Annotated in this window: 16 protein-coding genes; 10 read left to right on the top strand and 6 right to left on the bottom strand. The window is 71.1% G+C overall.

Going from position 1 to position 17,771, the window contains the following annotated elements:
- Positions 1-5: 5 nt before the first annotated feature.
- Positions 6-2,384, top strand: coding sequence for a glycoside hydrolase family 2 protein (locus ACIBP6_RS27235; protein WP_397056543.1), 2,379 nt, complete (start codon positions 6-8; stop codon positions 2,382-2,384).
- On the opposite strand, the gene ACIBP6_RS27230 is transcribed toward ACIBP6_RS27235, so the two are convergent.
- Positions 2,347-2,898, bottom strand: coding sequence for a DUF1707 domain-containing protein (locus tag ACIBP6_RS27230; protein ID WP_397056541.1), 552 nt, complete (start codon positions 2,896-2,898; stop codon positions 2,347-2,349). The two genes, ACIBP6_RS27235 and ACIBP6_RS27230, sit on opposite strands and share 38 nt — an antisense overlap.
- A 137-nt stretch (positions 2,899-3,035) precedes the next feature.
- Complete coding sequence (locus ACIBP6_RS27225) at positions 3,036-3,755, bottom strand: PadR family transcriptional regulator (protein WP_397056540.1); 720 nt, start codon at positions 3,753-3,755, stop codon at positions 3,036-3,038.
- Positions 3,756-4,123: 368 nt separating this feature from the next.
- On the opposite strand from ACIBP6_RS27225, the gene ACIBP6_RS27220 reads away from it, so the two are divergent.
- From ACIBP6_RS27220 to ACIBP6_RS27200, 5 genes are all read left to right on the top strand, one after another.
- A complete protein-coding gene (locus tag ACIBP6_RS27220; protein ID WP_397056538.1) occupies positions 4,124-4,855 on the top strand; it encodes a metal-dependent hydrolase in 732 nt (243 codons plus the stop codon).
- 143 nt (positions 4,856-4,998) lie between these two features.
- Positions 4,999-7,740, top strand: coding sequence for an aconitate hydratase AcnA (gene acnA / locus ACIBP6_RS27215; protein WP_397056536.1), 2,742 nt, complete (start codon positions 4,999-5,001; stop codon positions 7,738-7,740).
- Between the two features lie 195 nt (positions 7,741-7,935).
- On the top strand, positions 7,936-8,601 hold the full coding sequence (cseB, locus tag ACIBP6_RS27210) for a two-component system response regulator CseB (protein ID WP_397056534.1): 666 nt from the start codon (positions 7,936-7,938) through the stop codon (positions 8,599-8,601).
- A complete protein-coding gene (locus ACIBP6_RS27205) occupies positions 8,598-9,821 on the top strand; it encodes a sensor histidine kinase (RefSeq protein WP_397056532.1) in 1,224 nt (407 codons plus the stop codon). The genes cseB and ACIBP6_RS27205 overlap by 4 nt, the downstream gene beginning before the upstream one ends.
- Before the next feature lie 81 nt (positions 9,822-9,902).
- Positions 9,903-10,775, top strand: a complete 873-nt coding sequence (locus ACIBP6_RS27200) for a D-alanyl-D-alanine carboxypeptidase family protein (RefSeq protein ID WP_397056530.1) — start codon at positions 9,903-9,905, stop codon at positions 10,773-10,775.
- 14 nt (positions 10,776-10,789) lie between these two features.
- Here ACIBP6_RS27200 and ACIBP6_RS27195 read toward each other — a convergent pair whose 3' ends face one another.
- Positions 10,790-11,554, bottom strand: a complete 765-nt coding sequence (locus ACIBP6_RS27195) for a neutral zinc metallopeptidase (protein WP_397056528.1) — start codon at positions 11,552-11,554, stop codon at positions 10,790-10,792.
- Positions 11,555-11,636: 82 nt separating this feature from the next.
- Between ACIBP6_RS27195 and ACIBP6_RS27190 the strand changes: the two genes are divergently transcribed.
- On the top strand, positions 11,637-12,587 hold the full coding sequence (locus ACIBP6_RS27190) for an AraC-like ligand-binding domain-containing protein (RefSeq protein ID WP_397056526.1): 951 nt from the start codon (positions 11,637-11,639) through the stop codon (positions 12,585-12,587).
- Here the strand turns inward: ACIBP6_RS27190 and ACIBP6_RS27185 are convergent.
- Positions 12,560-13,147, bottom strand: a complete 588-nt coding sequence (locus ACIBP6_RS27185; protein WP_397056524.1) for a flavoprotein — start codon at positions 13,145-13,147, stop codon at positions 12,560-12,562. The genes ACIBP6_RS27190 and ACIBP6_RS27185 overlap by 28 nt on opposite strands.
- Positions 13,148-13,285: 138 nt before the next feature.
- Between ACIBP6_RS27185 and ACIBP6_RS27180 the strand changes: the two genes are divergently transcribed.
- A complete protein-coding gene (locus ACIBP6_RS27180) occupies positions 13,286-14,026 on the top strand; it encodes a sulfite exporter TauE/SafE family protein (protein WP_397056523.1) in 741 nt (246 codons plus the stop codon).
- 3 nt (positions 14,027-14,029) lie between these two features.
- Here ACIBP6_RS27180 and ACIBP6_RS27175 read toward each other — a convergent pair whose 3' ends face one another.
- Entirely contained in the window at positions 14,030-14,197 is a 168-nt protein-coding gene (locus tag ACIBP6_RS27175) for a hypothetical protein (protein WP_397056522.1), read from the bottom strand.
- 98 nt (positions 14,198-14,295) lie between these two features.
- On the bottom strand, positions 14,296-15,294 hold the full coding sequence (locus ACIBP6_RS27170; RefSeq protein WP_397056520.1) for a sugar-binding transcriptional regulator: 999 nt from the start codon (positions 15,292-15,294) through the stop codon (positions 14,296-14,298).
- A 224-nt stretch (positions 15,295-15,518) separates the two neighbouring features.
- On the opposite strand from ACIBP6_RS27170, the gene ACIBP6_RS27165 reads away from it, so the two are divergent.
- Together ACIBP6_RS27165 and ACIBP6_RS27160 are read left to right on the top strand one after the other, a co-directional pair.
- A complete protein-coding gene (locus tag ACIBP6_RS27165; RefSeq protein WP_397056518.1) occupies positions 15,519-16,400 on the top strand; it encodes a nucleoside hydrolase in 882 nt (293 codons plus the stop codon).
- A gap of 50 nt (positions 16,401-16,450) precedes the next feature.
- Positions 16,451-17,746, top strand: a complete 1,296-nt coding sequence (locus ACIBP6_RS27160) for an ABC transporter substrate-binding protein (RefSeq protein WP_397056516.1) — start codon at positions 16,451-16,453, stop codon at positions 17,744-17,746.
- The last annotated feature ends 25 nt before the right edge of the window (positions 17,747-17,771 follow it).

The following is a 17,771-nucleotide window of genomic DNA, read 5'->3' as shown; positions in this document are numbered from 1 at the left end:
AACACGTGAGTTCGTACCGTCCGCTGCACGACGGCTGGACCCTGTCGTCGCGGGACCTCGACGGGGTGCCGGCGACCGTGCCCGGCTGTGTGCACACCGACCTGCTCGCCGCCGGGGTGATCCCCGACCCCTACCTCGACGACAACGAGCACCTGCTGGCCTGGATCGGCCGCGAGGAATGGACCTACCGCACCACGTTCACCTGGTCGCCGGACGAGCACGAGCGTACGGACCTGGTGTGCGAGGGGCTGGACACCGTCGCCGCGGTCACGCTCAACGGGGTGCGCGTGGGGAGCACCGCCAACCAGCACCGCTCCTACCGCTTCCCGGTCCGCCACCTGCTGCGCGAGGGCGTCAACGAGCTCGTCGTGCACTTCGGCTCGGCCTACGCCTACGCCGAGGAGCGCCGGGCGGCGCTGGGGGAGCGGCCCGGCGCGTACGACGAGCCCTACCCGTTCATCCGCAAGACGGCCTGCAACTTCGGCTGGGACTGGGGGCCGAACGTCGTGACGGCCGGCATCTGGCGGCCGATCGGGCTGGAGAGCTGGAGCCGCGCCCGCCTGGCCGAGGTGCGCCCGCTGGCGCGCGCCGACGGCACGGTGGAGGTGCACGTCCGCGTCGAGCGCACCACGGAGGAGCCGCTCACGCTGACCGCCGAGGTCGCCGGGGCGCGCACCGAGCAGCGGCTCGACGGGCGCACGGCCGCGCTCGCCCTGCGGGTCCCCGAGCCGGAGCTGTGGTGGCCACGCGGGTACGGCGCCCAGCCGCTCTACGACCTGTCCGTGCGGCTGGGGGCGGAGGAGTGGACGGGCCGGATCGGCTTCCGTGACGTCGAGCTGGAGCCGGAGGCGTTCCGGCTGGCGGTCAACGGCGTGCCGGTGTTCGTCAGGGGCGTCAACTGGATCCCCGACGACTGCTTCCCCGCCCGCGTCACCCGCGAACGCCTGACCGGCCGGCTCGGCCAGGCCGTGGACGCCGGGGTCAACCTGGTGCGCGTCTGGGGCGGTGGCACGTACGAGAGCGAGGACTTCTACGACCTGGCCGACGAGCTGGGCCTGCTGGTGTGGCAGGACTTCCCGTTCGCCTGCGCCGCCTACCCGGAGGAGGAGCCGTTCCGGTCGGAGGTCGAGGCCGAGGCCCGCGAGCACGTCGCCCGGCTGGCCCGCCACCCGAGCCTGGCCCTGTGGTGCGGCAACAACGAGAACCTGGAGGGGCACGCCGACTGGGGCTGGCAGGAGCGGCTGGAGCACCGCAGCTGGGGCGCGGGCTTCTACCACGACCTGCTGCCGTCGGTCGTGGCCGAGCTGGACCCGGCCCGGCCGTACTGGCCGGGCAGCCCCTACTCCGGCGCGCCCGGCCTGCCGCCGAACGACCCCGCCCGTGGCACGATTCACATCTGGGACGTCTGGAACCGGGAGGACTACACCCGTTACGCCGCCTACCGGCCGAGGTTCGTCGCCGAGTTCGGCTTCCAGGGGCCGCCCGCGTACGCGACGCTGCGCCGGGCCTCCTCCGACGAGCCGCTCACGCCCGGCTCCTCCCACCAGAAGGCGATCGACGGGCAGGACAAGCTGCTGCGCGGGCTCGGCGAGCACCTGCCGCGGCCGGAGACGTTCGACGACTGGCACTACCTGACCCAGCTCAACCAGGCCAGGGCGATGGCGTTCGGGATCGAGCGGTTCCGGTCGCTGATGCCGTACTGCATGGGGACGATCGTCTGGCAGCTCAACGACTGCTGGCCGGTCACGTCATGGTCGGCGGTCGACGGCGACGGGCGGCGCAAGCCCCTGTGGTACGCCCTCCGCCGCGCCTACGCCGACCGGCTGCTCACCGTGCACGACGGGCAGGTGAGCCTGGTCAACGACTCGGCCGAGCCCTGGACGGGCGAGCTCGCGCTGGTCCGCCACGGCCTCGCGGGCGAGCCGCTGGCCAAGGAGGTCGTCTCCGTGCACGTCGCGCCCAGGGCGGTGACCCGGGTGGAGCTGCCGCCGGCGGTGGCCGTGCCCGGCGACCCGGCGGGCGAGCTGCTCGTGGCCCGCCTGGGAGAGGTCCGCGCGGTCGCCTGCTACGCCGAGGACTCCGCCGCCGGCTTCCCGGCGGCGGCCTGGGAGGCGGGCGCCGAGCGGGTGGAGGGCGGCTACCGGGTGACGGTCACGGCCGTCACCGTGCTGCGCGAGCTGGCGCTCTTCCCCGACCGCCTCGACCCGGACGCGGAGGTGGACGACCAGCTCGTCACGCTGCTGCCCGGCGAGAGCGCCGTCTTCCACGTCACCACCGCGCGCGAGCTCGATCCGGCCGCCCTGACCGCCTTCCCCGTCCTGCGCTGCGTCAACGAGAGCCCCCGCGTCAGCGGCGGGAGTGGAAGTGGCGGTGGACCACGCTGAACAGCAGCGCCGCCACGAACACCACGAACAGCACCTTGAACAGCCCGGCCCCGCCGAAGATCAGCGCCAGCGCCGTGATCACGAAAAGCACGGGCAGGAACGGGCGCGGGCCGTGGTGTCGCGGCCCCAGGTGACCGCGCCGGCCCGCCCAGGCGGCGCGGTGGGCCTCCCGCTGCGTGTGGCGCACGGCCCGCATCTGCTGCCGGTGTGCGTGCGCCGCCGCCCGCCAGCCCGCCACGTCGTGGAACGATCCTGGCCCGGGGTGATGGCCCCAGCCCGGCCCGTGCCACGGGCCACGCTCGGGCGCCCATTCCGGCGGCGCCGGCTCGTGGCCGTGGCCCGGCAGGTCGGCCGTCACGCGGGCGAGGTCGCGGCCCGTCTTGGCGGTCAGCGCCTGGTCGAGCCGTTCGTCGAGCTCCTCGTGGGTCAGCCGGCCCTGCGCGAAGTGCTCGCGCAGGGCGGCCATCGTCTGCTCCCGCTCCGCGTCGCCGACGCGGAGATCGTCGCGGTCCATCTCTGGCTCCTCGCTCTGCCCGAACCGGCCATCCGGTGCGGCGCCGGTCATGCCCATGGTCGTGCCTCGTGCGGTGTGGCGGCCCGGGTCACCCCCGAGGCCGCCGCGTCCCGTCGCTCCAGCCGTGCGCGCCCGGGTCACTCGTCGCCGGGCTCGTCGTCGGCCAGAATCTGGTAGAGCCTGCGCCGGGCCTCAACCAGAGTCTTACGCGCTTCGCGGATCTGCGCGTCATTCCCGGTGTGGAGAATCTGCGTCATGGCGAACGCCGACTGCCGGGCGATGTGCCACAGATCGGCGGTGTTGTCGTCGATGTCGGGTCGCATCTCGTCCCACGGGGCGCGCACCTCGTCGGCGTGCTCCTCGATGTAGGCGCGGCCCTCGTCGGTGAGGCGGAAGGTCTTGCGGCCCTCGCTCTCGGCCGGGATCACCAGGCCCTCGTCGGTGAGCTGCTGCAGCGCCGGGTAGACGGCGCCGGGGCTGGGCTTCCAGCCGCCTTCGCTGCGCTCGGCGATCTGCTGGATGATCTGGTAGCCGTTGCGCGGCTCCTCGGCGAGCAGCGCCAGGATGGCGGCGCGTACGTCGCCCCGCTTGGCCTTGCGGCCCCGGCCGCCCCAGGCGCGGTGACCGCCGCCCCAGGGCCCGCCCGGCGGCCCCCACGGGCCGCGCCCGAAGTCGAACGGGAACGGGCCCGGCCCCCGCATGCCGCGCTCCCGCCGGTCGTGATGCCCGCCGTGATGCCCGCTGTGATGCCCGCCGAGGTCGAACGCGCCGGCCATGCCGCGCAGCGCCTCGCGGGCCGCGCGCCCGCACGCGTGTGCGCCGAGCCAGGGGAGACCCGCCGCCAGAGGGTGACTCATGTCGTTCCTCCTATATCGCGATCTATTCTCGATGCGTCAACGATATATCGATAGAACGCTGTCATCAAGGCCCGCGACAGAGTGAGCCAGATCACCAAAAAGTTGCGGAATCAGGGGAACAGGATCGGAAGCGGTACGCGTTCTACACATCAGACGAGGTCGTTCCGCGTCGGCAGGGCTGGGGGGTGCTGTCGCCGTGGAGACGGCCTCGTCTGCGTTTCACGCCCGGTCGTCCCGGGTTTCCCCGAACTTTGACCGGCGATGCCCCGCGGCCGTGTTCGCCCGGGGGTCATATCTCTGTTCCCGGCCCCGCAGGGGCTTGGCATGCCGGGACGCGTAAAGGCGTTCTTTGCCGTAGGGTCCCGATCATGATGGGGCACACACATGCGATGACGGGGGCCATCGCCTGGCTGGGGCTCGCTCCGCCCCTGGCCGCACTGCCGCTGCTGAACGACGCGCCCTCCCGCTTCATCGAGACCGGGATCATGGCCAACGCCCTCAATCCCGCCGAGCTGATCGCCGGAGCGGTCATCTGCGCGGGCGCGGCGATGCTGCCCGACCTCGACCATCCGAGCGCGACGATCGCGCAGACGTTCGGGCCCGTCACCTGGGCCCTCAGCAAGGTCGTGAACTGGCTCAGCGGGGGCCATCGCGGGGCGACTCACTCGCTGGCCTTCGCCGTGGCGATGGGCTTCGCGGCGCACTGGCTGGCGAACGCCTATCCCATCGGGCGCGACATCATGGTCGTCCTGCTCGTCGGCCTCGCCCTGCGGGCCATCGGCGTCGGCATCCCCGGCAACAAGCTCGGGTCCGCGATGATCAACATCGGGCTCACCGCCGGCCTGTACGCCGTCTTCCTCTCCCTCGACGTCGGCTACGCCTGGCTGGGGCTCGTCGTGGGCATCGGCTGCCTGGCCCACGTCGTCGGCGACTGCATGACCGAGCGGGGCTGCCCGGTGCTCTGGCCGCTGTCGGCCAAGTTCGTGCTGCCCTGGAAGATCGGCATCAAGACCGGCAGGAAGTTCGAGCAGAAGATCCTCGCCCCGGTCCTGTCCGTGGCCATCATCGGGCTGCTCTTCTGGCGCCTGGCACCCGTTTAACTTGATGTCGAGATACCCTAGAGATATCTTGACATCGAGACATCTGTCGCGGGCCTGAGACTTAGGCTCACCTAACGTGTTTCCCGCTCCGGGCTTGCGGCAGGATTTGGACTGAACACTTGTCTATCGAGGAGGCGAACACCGTGTCCGCGAACAGCTTCGGCAGCCGTGACACGCTACGCGTCGGCGACGCGTCATACGAGATCTTCCGGTTGGACGCCGTCGACGGCGCCGGACGCCTCCCGTACAGCCTGAAGATCCTGCTGGAGAACCTCCTCCGCACCGAAGACGGCGCGAACATCACCGCCGACCACATCCGCGCGCTCGGCGGATGGGACCCGGAGGCCGCGCCGAGTGTGGAGATCCAGTTCACGCCCGGCCGCGTCATCATGCAGGACTTCACCGGCGTGCCGTGCGTCGTCGACCTCGCCACCATGCGCGAGGCCGTCCGCGACCTCGGCGGCGACGCGGCGCGCGTCAACCCGCTCGCGCCGGCCGAGATGGTCATCGACCACTCGGTCATCGTCGACTACTTCGGCCACCCCGACGCCTTCCAGCGCAACGTCGAGCGCGAGTACGAGCGCAACCACGAGCGCTACCAGTTCCTGCGCTGGGGCCAGACCGCCTTCGACGAGTTCAAGGTCGTCCCGCCCGGCACCGGCATCGTCCACCAGGTCAACATCGAGCACCTGGCCCGGGTCGTCATGACCCGCGAGGACGGTGGCGTTCTTCGGGCCTACCCCGACACCTGCGTCGGCACCGACTCCCACACCACGATGGAGAACGGCATCGGCGTGCTGGGCTGGGGCGTCGGCGGCATCGAGGCCGAGGCCGCCATGCTCGGCCAGCCGATCTCCATGCTCATCCCGCGCGTGGTCGGCTTCAAGCTCAACGGCCGCCTGCCGGCCGGCGCCACCGCCACCGACCTGGTGCTGACCATCACCGAGATCCTGCGCAAGCACGGCGTGGTCGGCAAGTTCGTGGAGTTCTACGGCGAGGGCGTCGCGTCCGTGCCGGTGGCCGACCGGGCCACGATCGGCAACATGAGCCCCGAGTTCGGCTCCACCTGCGCGATCTTCCCGATCGACGGCCAGACCGTCGACTACCTGCGCCTGACCGGCCGCTCCGAGGAGCAGATCGCCCTCGTCGAGGCGTACGCCAAGGCCCAGGGCCTCTGGCTCGACCCGGCCGCGCCCGAGCCGGTGTTCTCCGAATACATCGAGCTCGACCTCGGCACCATCGTGCCGTCGATCGCCGGCCCCAAGCGCCCGCAGGACCGCATCGCCCTGTCGGCCGCCAAGACCACCTGGCGCCACGACGTACAGAACTACGTCAGCGACGGCGTCGACGAGGCGGTCGAGGAGACCTTCCCGGCCTCCGACTCGCCGGCCTCCAACTCCAGCGCCAACGGCGGCCGGCCGCACAAGCCGGTGCCCGTCACGCTCGCCGACGGCACCTCGTTCGAGATCGACCACGGCATCGTCTCGATCGCCGCGATCACCTCGTGCACCAACACCTCCAACCCGTACGTCATGCTCGGCGCGGCACTGCTGGCCCGCAACGCCGTCGAGAAGGGCCTGACCCGCAAGCCGTGGGTCAAGACCTCGCTCGCCCCCGGCTCGCAGGTCGTCACCGGCTACTTCGAGCGCTCGGGGCTCCAGCCGTACCTCGACAAGATCGGCTTCAACCTCGTCGGCTACGGCTGCACCACCTGCATCGGCAACTCCGGCCCGCTGCCGCCGGAGATCTCCGAGGCCGTCCAGGCCAACGACCTCGCGGTCACCGCGGTGCTGTCCGGCAACCGCAACTTCGAGGGGCGCATCAACCCCGACGTCAAGATGAACTACCTGGCCTCGCCGCCCCTGGTGGTGGCGTACGCGCTGGCCGGGACGATGGACGTCGACCTCGACAACGAGCCGCTCGGCCTCGGCAGCGACGGCGAGCCGGTCTACCTGCGCGACATCTGGCCCTCGCCGGAGGAGATCGCGGAGGTGGTCCACTCCTCGATCGGCCGCGACATGTTCGAGCGCGACTACGCCGACGTGTTCAAGGGCGACGAACACTGGCGTTCGCTGCCGATCCCGACCGGCAACACGTTCGAGTGGGACCCTCAGTCCACCTACGTGCGCAAGGCCCCGTACTTCGACGGCATGCCGGAGAAGCCGGAGCCCGTCACCGACATCACCGGGGCGCGCGTGCTGGTCAAGGTGGGCGACTCGGTCACCACCGACCACATCTCGCCGGCCGGCTCCATCAAGACCGGCACCCCGGCCGCCCAGTACCTGCGGGCCAACGGCGTCGAGGTGAAGGACTTCAACTCCTACGGCTCGCGGCGCGGCAACCACGAGGTGATGATCCGCGGCACGTTCGCCAACATCCGCCTGCGCAACCAGATCGCGCCCGGCACCGAGGGCGGCTACACCCGCGACTTCACCCAGCCCGACGGCCCGGTGTCGTTCATCTACGACGCCTCCGTCAACTACGCCGCGGCCGGCACGCCGCTGGTCGTGCTGGCGGGCAAGGAGTACGGCTCCGGCTCCTCGCGCGACTGGGCGGCCAAGGGCACCGCGCTGCTCGGCGTCCGCGCCGTCATCGCCGAGTCCTACGAGCGCATCCACCGCTCCAACCTGATCGGCATGGGCGTGCTGCCGCTGCAGTTCCCCGAGGGCGCCTCGGCCGAGGCGCTGGGCCTGACCGGCGAGGAGACGTTCGACATCACCGGTGTCGAAGAGCTCAACAAGGGCGGCATCCCGCGCACGGTCCACGTCAAGGCCGGCGACGTCGAGTTCGACGCGGTGGTCCGCATCGACACGCCGGGCGAGGCCGACTACTACCGCCACGGCGGCATCATGCAGTACGTCCTGCGCTCCCTGCTCGCCAGGTGAGCCGCTAGGTCTTCCCGCCTTCCCGTCCGGTCATGAGCCGGGCGGGGAGCCGCGGGAGCCCTTGGCCTGGCGCCGGGGGTTGGGCGTGATCCTCACGCGCCCGCATCGGGGGAACCACCCGAATTCCACGAGAGCCGCCCGTCCGGACGACCACCGGCCGGGCGGCTCTCCCTTTGCCCGCGCGTAAGGTACAGCGTGACCTTCATCCTGCTGGTCGAGGACGACGACGTGATCCGCAAGAGTGTCTCGATGGCTCTCGAGCGGTACGGCTACCGCGTCGGCATCGCCGCCGACGGCCTCAGCGGCCTGGAGTCCTTCCTGGCCGGGGATCACGACGTCCTCGTGCTCGACGTGATGCTGCCCGGGCTCGACGGCATCGGCCTGTGCCGCCGCGTCAGGGAGTCCAGCCAGGTGCCGATCCTGATGATGTCGGCACGCGGTGACTCCCTGGACGTGGTGTCGGGGCTGGAGGCCGGCGCCGACGACTATGTGGTCAAACCGGTCGACATCCCGGTGCTGGTGGCGCGGATCCGGTCGCTGCTGCGCCGTGCCACCGCTCCCGTCCGCTCGCCCGGCGTGCTGAGGTTCGGCGAGCTGACCCTGGACCCGGCGGCGCTGGAGGTACGGCTCGGCGGGCGGCCGGTCACGCTGGCCCCGACCGAGCTGCGCCTGCTGCTGGAGTTCGCCGCGCATCCCGGGATCGTGCTGGAGCGGGGCACGCTGCTGCGCAATGTGTGGGACTACGGCTGGGACGGCGACAGCCGCGTCGTCGACCTGTGCGTGCAGCGGCTGCGCAAGAAGATCGGCGCCGACCGGATCGAGACCGTGCGCGGGTTCGGCTACAAGCTGCGCCGCTCATGAGGCCGGCCTCGCTGCGGTGGAAGGTGGCGGCGCTGATCGTGCTGGCCTGCTGCGCGGTCGCCGCCGTGGTCGGCGTGCTGGTCCACCGCATGACGCTCGAGCGCACGATGCGGCTCGGCGAGGGCCGGGCCCTGGAGTCGGTCGCGGACGTCGCCAGGGAGTACCGCGCGGGCACGCCCCCGGAGTCGCCCGTCATGTGGACGGAATGGATCCGATCTCCCGAGGAGCTGCCCACGTCCCTGCGCCGGCGGCTGGCCGCGGGATCGGCCGCCACCTGGTACGACGACCAGAAGCCCGAGCAGCCGTGGATGTGGGCGGCGCAGTGGGTGGGCCCAGGGACCGTGGCGACGTCCAAGATCGACATGAGCGCGTATCTGACCGGGCTGCGTGCCCTCGACCGGGCCATGGTCGAGGCGGCGCTGACCGCGCTGGCCGTGGTCGTGCCGGTCTCCGTCGGGCTGGCGGAGCTGGCCAACCGGCGGCTGCGGCGGGTCGCCGGCACCGCCCGCAGGATCGCCGGCGGCGACCTGGACGCCCGTACCCGCGCGAGAGGGCGGGACGAGATCGCCGACATCGCCGCCGCCGTGGACTCCATGGCGGCGAGCCTGCAGCACCGGTTGCTGGCCGAACAGCGGTTCACCGCGGACGTCGCGCACGACCTGCGGACCCCGCTGATGGGCCTGGTCGCCTCGGCCGAGCTGCTGGAGGACGGCGAGGCCGCCGATCTGGTACGCGACCGGGTACGGGTGCTGCGCTCGCTGGTGGAGGACCTGCTGGAGGTCTCCAGGCTGGACGCGGGCGCTGAGGTGGCCGAGCGGGTCAGGGTGCCGCTGGCCGAGCTCGCCGAGCGGTCGGCGGCCCGCGTGGGGGCCGAGGCGCGGGTGGTGGCCGCGGGTGGTCCCGTGGCCGAGACCGACCCGCGCCGCCTGGACCGGATCCTCGCCAACCTGATACTCAACGCCCACCGCCACGGACGCCCCCCGGTGGAGATCACGGTCGCGGACCACGTGATCGAGGTTCGCGACCGGGGACCCGGCTTCCCGGGGGAGCTCCTGGCCGAGGGGCCGAGACGCTTCCGCACGGGCGCCGCCGAGCGCGGTCGCGGCCACGGCCTGGGGCTCACGATCGCGCTGGGCCAGGCGGAGGTCATCGGCGCCGCCCTGACCCTGGCCAACGCCCCCGACGGCGGCGCCGTCGCCACTCTGCGGCTGCCCCGCTGATACACGGCTGATACACGGTCAAGCCCCGCCGGAGACACGCTCACGGCCGGACGGACACGTTGACCGCGGAACGTGTCCGGTATGCGACGTCTGTTGATGTTCTTCCTGCTGGCGGGGACTCTGGCCGGCTGTGACGCCGTACCGGCCGTCTCCGGGGCCGCCGTCCCCGGCGTGTCCCTGCCGTGGCCTGCCGAGGGCCAGGCGGCGGTCGAGGTCGAGGGCGTGGGCAGCCTGGGCGTCAGCGGGGAGCAGGTCCCTGTGCCGATCGCCAGCGTGACGAAGGTCATGACCGCCTACGTGATCCTGCGCCGCCACCCGCTCCGGCCCGGCGACGACGGCCCGACGATCGAGGTGGACCGGACGGCCGCCGAGGAGTCGTACGCGTTCCAGGAATCCACCGTCCCGCTCGTGGAGGGCCGGCGGATACCGCTGCGCCGCCTGCTGGAGCTGATGCTGGTGCCCTCGGGCAACAACGCGGCCCGCCTCCTGGCCCGCTGGGACGCCGGCTCCCAGGAGCGCTTCGCCGAGCGGATGAACGCCGCCGCCGCCCGCCTCGGCATGGCCCGTACCCGGTACACGGGCGCCAGCGGAACCGAGGACAGCACCGTCAGTACCGCGGCCGACCAGCTCAAGCTGGCCACGGCGGCGATGCGCGATCCCGTCTTCCGCGAGGTGGTGGCGCAGGTCGACACCGCCGTTCCGGGTGATGCCAGGAGGCTGCCCAACTCCAACACGCTGCTGGGCCGGCACGGCGTCATCGGTGTCAAGACGGGTTCCGGCACCGCCGCGGGCGGGAATCTGGTGTGGGCCTCCCGCGTACGGGGCCGTCTGGTGCTCGGGGTGATCCTCGGTCAGGCCGCGGGCACCGACCCGGTCGCCGGCAAGGCCGCGGTGCTGGCGGCGGGCGGGAAGATGAGCGCGGCGGTCGAGCAGTGGCTCACCTCGGCGCGGTGACCCGCTCGCCCTGGTCAGGACACCTTGGACGAGGGGGCCGACCAGGTGTCGCAGGCGGCGGGGGACAGGGCCCGGTAGCCGCGCTGCAGCCACCCGACCCGGGTGGCGCCCTTGCCGTGGGTGCGCGGGCCGTCCTCGTCGCCGGAGGCGCGGGTGGCGTCGCGCAGCTCGGCCCAGTCCTCGGGCGTGCGCGTCAGGGAGTGCCACACGCCGGCGAGGAACACCCCGGACAGGCAGTCGGCCTGGAGCTCGTAGCGGCGCTGGAGCTCGCGCTTGCGGTCGTCCGTGGCGCTCTTGTACGCCTTCTCGTAGTCGCGGCGGATGCCGAGCAGGCTCTGCGCGTGGTGCGCGTACTCGTGGGCGGCCACCTTCATCGGGTAGAGGTCGGCGCGGTCCTCGATCCAGCGGCCGGTGAGGGAGAAGACGATGGTCGCGTTCCCGGGGCAGTAGGCGGCCTCCACGTGCCCGGGCCACGGCATGCCGCACATGGTCGACGCCGGCTCGTCGTAGTAGCGGGCGACGGGCCTGGTGAAATCACGCCCAGCGCGAGTGAAGTACGCCTTCCACGACTTGTCCAGACATTTCATGACGGTCTGGAGGTACTGCCGCGGCCGGGGGATCCCGCCCTGGCTGATCGGCGTCTCGGGACACGACACCGCCCCCAGCTTCCCCGCCTTCTCCGGGAACGGGTCGGCGACGGGAGCGGCGTGGGCGATCTGGCCGGACGAGAAGAGGACCGCGGCGAGCGCGAGAACACGGCTGAGGGGTGAGAATGCCACGACCGGCAGCCTAGGACGTGCCGGAGTGAAGGAGTCACAGGGCCGAGGAAACGCCCCAGGCGTCGAGTGACACCATGGAGGTGTGCAACAGCCGGCCTCACGTACGATCCGCTCCACCGAGGACGTGGCTGCCCCGGACGCCTTCGCCTACTGGTCCGACGTCATCTGTGACACGCTCGTGCACGTCGCGGCCCGGCCGACCGGGGAGCAGCCGTTTCAGGGGTGGATCGAGCACACCGTTCTTGACGGCATCGGATGGTCGACGCTGTCCTCCGGCCCGCAGCAGGTGACACGCACGGGCCGGATGATCGCGCGGGACCAGGACGAGTTCCTGCTGGTCAACATCCAGACCGCCGGCCAGGCCGTGGTCCGGCAGGACGGGCGAGCCGCCGCGCTGGCGCCGGGATCGATGACCTTCCTGGACAGCACGCGCCCGTACGCCCTGGAGTTCGGCGCCCCGTTCTCACAGGTCGTCGTGCAGGTGCCCCGGTCGCTGTTGCCCGCCAGGTCGCTGGGCGGCGTGACGGCGCTCGCGCTCGGCTCACCCGGGCCGGGCCGGCTGGTCGCCGACTTCCTCGTGGGCCTCGAGCGGCAGCAGCGCGAGGATCCCGTGGCGGCGGCCGCGCTGCTGCCGCACGCGGTGGGTCTGCTGGAATCGGTCCTCGGCCTCGCCGCGCGGGAAAGCACGCCGCGTCCCTCCGCCGCGGCCCTGGCCAGGGAACGCGTGCACCGGTTCGTCCAGCGGCACGCGCACGACCCCCGTCTCGACGCGGCGGCCGTGGCCGCCGGCTGTGGGATGTCGCGGCGCTCGCTCTTCCGCGTGCTGGCCGCCGACGGCGAGCCGCTGACCGCGTTGATCCGGCGCCTTCGCGTGGCCCGTGCCCGACAACTCCTGCGGGCCCGGCCGGGTCTTCCGCTGGCGGCCGTGGCCCTGGAGTGCGGATTCGCCGGTACGGCGCAGTTGCATCGCGCGTTCCGCTCCGTCACCGGCACGACGCCGGGGGCCTACCGGGCCGGGGAGAGCGCGCTCTGAGGCATCAGCTCCCGCACCACGTCGAGGAACAGCGGCGGGGCCGGCGGCTGCGGGCTGTCGACGAACCGGCCGAGCGTGACGTCGTACCTCGGGCCCCACACGGGATCGACCACGTGGTAGCCGTCGGATCGCAGCTGGGTCACGTTGCGCTGTACGGCCGGCTTGTTCCACATGTCACCCGTCATCACCGGGAAGAACGCGACGGGATGGGTGGCCGCCAGGATCGTGGTCGCGAGCATGTTGGGCGCGCCGCCCGAGGCGGTCACGTGCAGCGTGTGCGCGGTCGCCGGCAGCACGACCGTCATGTCATGCCCGGCGGCCAGCGTCGCGTGGTTCGTTTCCGGCCAGGTGTCCGCCGGCTCTCCCGTGACGACGCGGTCCGCGAACAGGCCGACGGTGTGCGCGGGCAGGAAGACCGACGCCGTGTGCGTCATCAGAACGGTGATCGTGCCCTGGAAAACGGCGCGCAGCGCGCCGATGTACATCGGCAGCGTGGCGACGGCCGCCGATCCGGTCGCGCCGATGAGCAGGCGTCCGTGGAAGGTTTCCTTGCTGGTCATGAAAGCAAGGCTGCGGCCACGAAAGGGCGGCCGGGCGACCGTACGTGCCTCTTCGGGTGACCGTGTGTGCCGGTCGGCGCGCGCCGTCACTCTCGTACGCCTGAGGGCAACGGAAAGTAAAGGTGATTGACTCCCTGCATGACTGATGTGGCGTTGGTGCTGATGGTGGGCGGTCTGGCGGTTTTTGTCGGCGCGGTGGTGCAGGGCAGCGTGGGCTTCGGGGTGGGGCTGGTCGCGGCGCCCGTGCTGACGATGCTGGACCCCGGCGCCATGCCGGGCGCGATCCAGGTGGTCAACATGACGCTGCCGCTGTTCACGCTGGCCACCGAGTGGCGCAGGGTGGACTGGCGCGGCGTCGGGTTCGCCACCCTCGGGAGGTTCCCGGGCAGCATCATCGGCGCGGTCGTCATCGTCTACGTCTCCGTCCACGCGCGCAGCATCTTCGTCGCCGTCATGGTGCTGGTCGCCGTGGTGCTGACGGCCAGGGCGCTGAGCGTGCCGCGCAACGGCCTGACGATCACCTCGGCCGGCTTCGTGTCGGGGGTCACCGGCACCGCCACCGGCATCGGCGGCCCGCCGATCGCGCTCGTCTACCAGAACGCCAAGGGCACCCAGATCAGGGCCACGCTGGCGATGTTCTTCTTCCTCAGCGCCGCGCAGTCGCTCGTCATCCTCGCCGTCGTGGACGAGCTGCCCGCGGCCGCGCTGGCCACCGGGGCGGCGCTGATCGTGCCCATGGTGCTCGGGTTCGCGGTGTCGGGACCGCTGCGGCGCTACCTCGACGGCGGAAAGGTGCGCGTGGCGGTGCTGACGGTGGCGGCCGGCTCCGCCGTGTGGCTGCTCGCGCAGAACGTGGTCACCCGGATGTGGCCGGCCTGAACGTCAGAGCTCGTAACACCGGGCGAAGGACGCGGCCACCGCCAGAGAGGCGACGAGGAAGGCGATCGCGGCGACCCCGATGAGGATCAGCACCGACATCGCCACGCCGGGCCTGAGGCGCAGGACGACGGCCGCTCCGACAAGGGCCGTGCCCGCGAGGAATGCGATCACTTCGAACGTGAAAAGCCCGAAGGAGTCACAACGGCCGACTTGGAGACCCAGCGCGAGGACGACCAGCCCTGAACCGAGCAAGGCCGGCAACATCGGCTTCACGGCGCCGCCGGCTGATTCTCGTCGAGGAGCGCGTTGGCCGTCGCGACGTCGGTGATGATGACGTTGACCCAGCCGCCGGTGATCGCCGCGCGGATGGCCGCGTGCTTGCGCTCGCCGCCGGCCATGCCGATCCGGCGCGGGATGGTGCGGAAGACCTCGGGGTCGATGCCGACGACCCGGCTGTTCAGGTCGCTGTGGATGAGCTCGCCGGTCGAGTCGAAGAAGCGCTGGCAGACGTCGCCGACCGCGTGCGCGGCGATCAGCTGATCCTGGTCGGCAGGGTCGATGGCGTTACCGCTGTCGCGCAGTAAGGGCGACGGCTGCACGCTGCCGATGCCGACGAGCGCCATCGTGAGGTTCCGCCACTCCTCGGCCACCGACTGCATGGCCGCGTCGGTGATCAGGCTCTGGCGGATCTCGGCCGTGCCGACCAGGCCCGGAGCCTGGACGTAGGTCGGTTCGGCCCCGATCAGTTCGGCGAGATGACTCAGGAGGCGGTTGGCCTTGGCCTGGACGGCCCGCTCCCCGACGCCGCCGAGGAGCTGGACCACGCGATCGGCGCCGGTCACGCGGAGGGGGCGCAGCCGGTCGACGACCGACAGGAGCGTCTGGCTCCAGGGCGAGATGCCGATCCGCTCCCCGCCGGCGAGGGTGGATTCGAGATAGGCCGCTCCCGCCGAGCCGATCCCGGCGATGATCTCCGACTCGTCGCCGTCGACGTCCACGACGACGGCCTCCTGCAGGCCGTATCGGCTCTCCAGGGCCTGTTCGAGCGCCAGGTGCACCCCTTGGGTGGCGATGACCACCGTACGCACGATGCCGATCTCACTCGCCCGCTTGAGCAGCCGGGACACCTTCGTCTGCGAGATGTGCAGCGCGTCCGCGATGTCGGCCTGGCGAATGCCCTGTTCGTAGTACATGTGCGCGACCTTGGTGATCAGCCGCACCCGCCCGTCGGAGACGGACCGGCCGGCGCCGCTCGCGTGCACAGTCATCAGGCCCCGTCCTCTTCACCGTCGCGGAATCCCGTCGCACCACATTGTCCATGGCGGTGTCGCTCCTCGCGCAGCCCGAACGTCCGCCCTCACACCGTTGTGCACGCGGGAGAAGCACTCCTCACGTCGAACGTCGCACGAAGTTATTGACAGCACTTCGCGGATCGGCCAATCTACGGGCACGGATTATGCGGCATCGCATAATTATGCAGTTGGAGGCTGTGATGCACCGACGCAGAGTGATCATCAACACCGATGCCAAGAACGAGGCCGACGACCAGTTCGCCATCGTCCACGGATTACTGTCGCCCACTTTCGACCTCCGGGGGCTGATCCCGGCCCACTTCGGCACCCGGCGGACGAAGCGGAGCATGGAGGAGTCCCGCGAGGAGATCGACCTCCTGCTCGACCTGCTCGGGACCACCGGCTCCGTCCCCGTCGCCGATGGCGCGCCGACGGCACTGCCGGACGAGCACACCCCGGTGGACTCACCGGGCGCACGGCTGATCATCGAGGAGTCGAAGCTCGCGAGCCAGGACGATCCCCTCCATGTGGCCTTCCTCGGGCCGTTGACCGACATGGCCTCCGCGATCCTCCTGGACCCTGAGCTCGTCCGGCGGCCGGTGGTCGTGATCTGGATCGGTGGCCCCGGCTACCGCGGCTACGCCGAGGGCCCGCAGATCGAGTTCAACCTCTCCAACGACATCCACGCCGCCAACGTCGTGTTCGGCTCCGGCATCACCGTCTGGCAGGTGCCCAGGGACGTCTACACCAAGGTCTCGGTGAGCTATGCCGAGCTGGAGGAGCAGATCGGCGACGCCGGCCCGCTGGGCCGCTACCTGATCGAGCAGCTGCGCGAGTGGAACGCCGCCCACCATCCCGAGCCGATCGAGTCGCGCTCGCTGGGCGACTCGCCGGCCATCGCGCTGATGCTCTTCCCGCAGAGCGGAAATCTGCGCGTGCGACCCGCTCCCCGCTTCGGCGCGGACGGCTCCTACCTGCCCGGTTCGAACCACCCGATCTGGGTCTGCGAGGAGGTCGACGTGCGGTTCCTCCTGGCGGACATGTTCGCCAAGATCCGGGCCTTCGGACGCGAGCACCGCTGACGCACACGTTCTCGGGGGAGACAGCTGTCCTGCTGACAAAGGAGATCGACATGACTGGCAGGTCGTACACCCGTCGGGGATTCCTCGCCCTTTCCTCCGTCGCGGTCACCGGGCTGGGGATCAGCGCCTGCACCGGGGCGTCCATCAGCGGTGGGGGCGCGACGGCGCCCGCGTCGAACAAGCTGCGCCTGTTCACCTACGAGGACGACACGACCATCGGGTCGCTGAAGGCCCAGGTGAAGAAGTTCGACGAGCAGAACGGCACGACCACCACGGTCGACAGCCTCCCGGGATCGGGTGCCGCCCAGTATCCTGACAAGCTCCGGACGGAACTGCTGGGCGGCAGCGGGCCTGACATCTGGCGGATCTGGGGTGGGCAGATCGGTGCGCCGTTCGCGAAGGCGAAGCAGGCGGCGGATCTCGCGCCGTACTACCAGAAGTACGGCTGGGACTCCTCCATCAACACCGCGGCCGTCCAGGGTATGACCTTCGACGGTGTCAAGGCCGGTGTCCCGTTCACCGCACGCGCGCTGGGCGCCTGGTACAACAAGGAACTGCTGGCCAAGGCCGGCGTCACCGACGTGCCCACGACGTACGCCGAGCTCGAGGCGATGAACGACAAGCTCGTGGCCGCCGGCATCACGCCGTGCGGGCTGGGCGGCAAGTACGGCTGGCACATCATGCGCCTGTTCGAGTACCTGCTGGAGCACACCGCGGGCCCCGAGCTCCACGACCGGCTGCTGCTCGGCCAGGACAGCTGGGACCGGCCGGAGGTCGTCGAGGCGTTCACCCTGTTCAAGAAGTGGCAGGACAAGAAGTGGCTGCCCGAGGGCGCGCTCGGCCTCGACCCCGCCGACGTCGGCAACTGGTACGTGCAGGGCAAGGTCGCCTACGACATCGAAGGGCAGTGGACGGAGACGGCGGCCATCCTGGCGGCCGAGAAGGACCCCGAGGACTTCGGGGTCTTCCAACTGCCGACCGACCAGTCCCCGGCCCGGCACTCCGGGTTCGTCGAGGGCTACATGATCAACGCCAGATCCGGCGACAAGGACAAGGCCGCGGCCCTGCTCGACTTCCTGCTGACACCGGAGAGCCAGAAGGCCATGCAGATCGGCTCGTCCACGGTCAAGGGCGCCGAGCCCGATCCCGCGACGACACCGCTGGCGGCGGAATGGGCCGAGAAATACGGCGACAGCCCGTTCTACACGATCCAGGACCAGGCCTTCCCCAAGAAGGAGGCGGACCAGTACTTCAGCATCCAGAGCGATCTTCTCCAGGGTTCGACGACGCCGGTCGCGGCGGCCGAGAAGATGCAGGAGATCGTCGCCGCCTGGGCCGGCAACTGACACGGGCGGACTCATGACATCCTTC

Source organism: Nonomuraea terrae (assembly GCF_044465245.1).
In the GTDB taxonomy this organism is placed as follows: Bacteria; Actinomycetota; Actinomycetes; order Streptosporangiales; family Streptosporangiaceae; genus Nonomuraea; species Nonomuraea terrae.
Note: the sequence above shows the minus strand (reverse complement) of the source record. Positions and strands in the feature narration are given on the sequence as shown.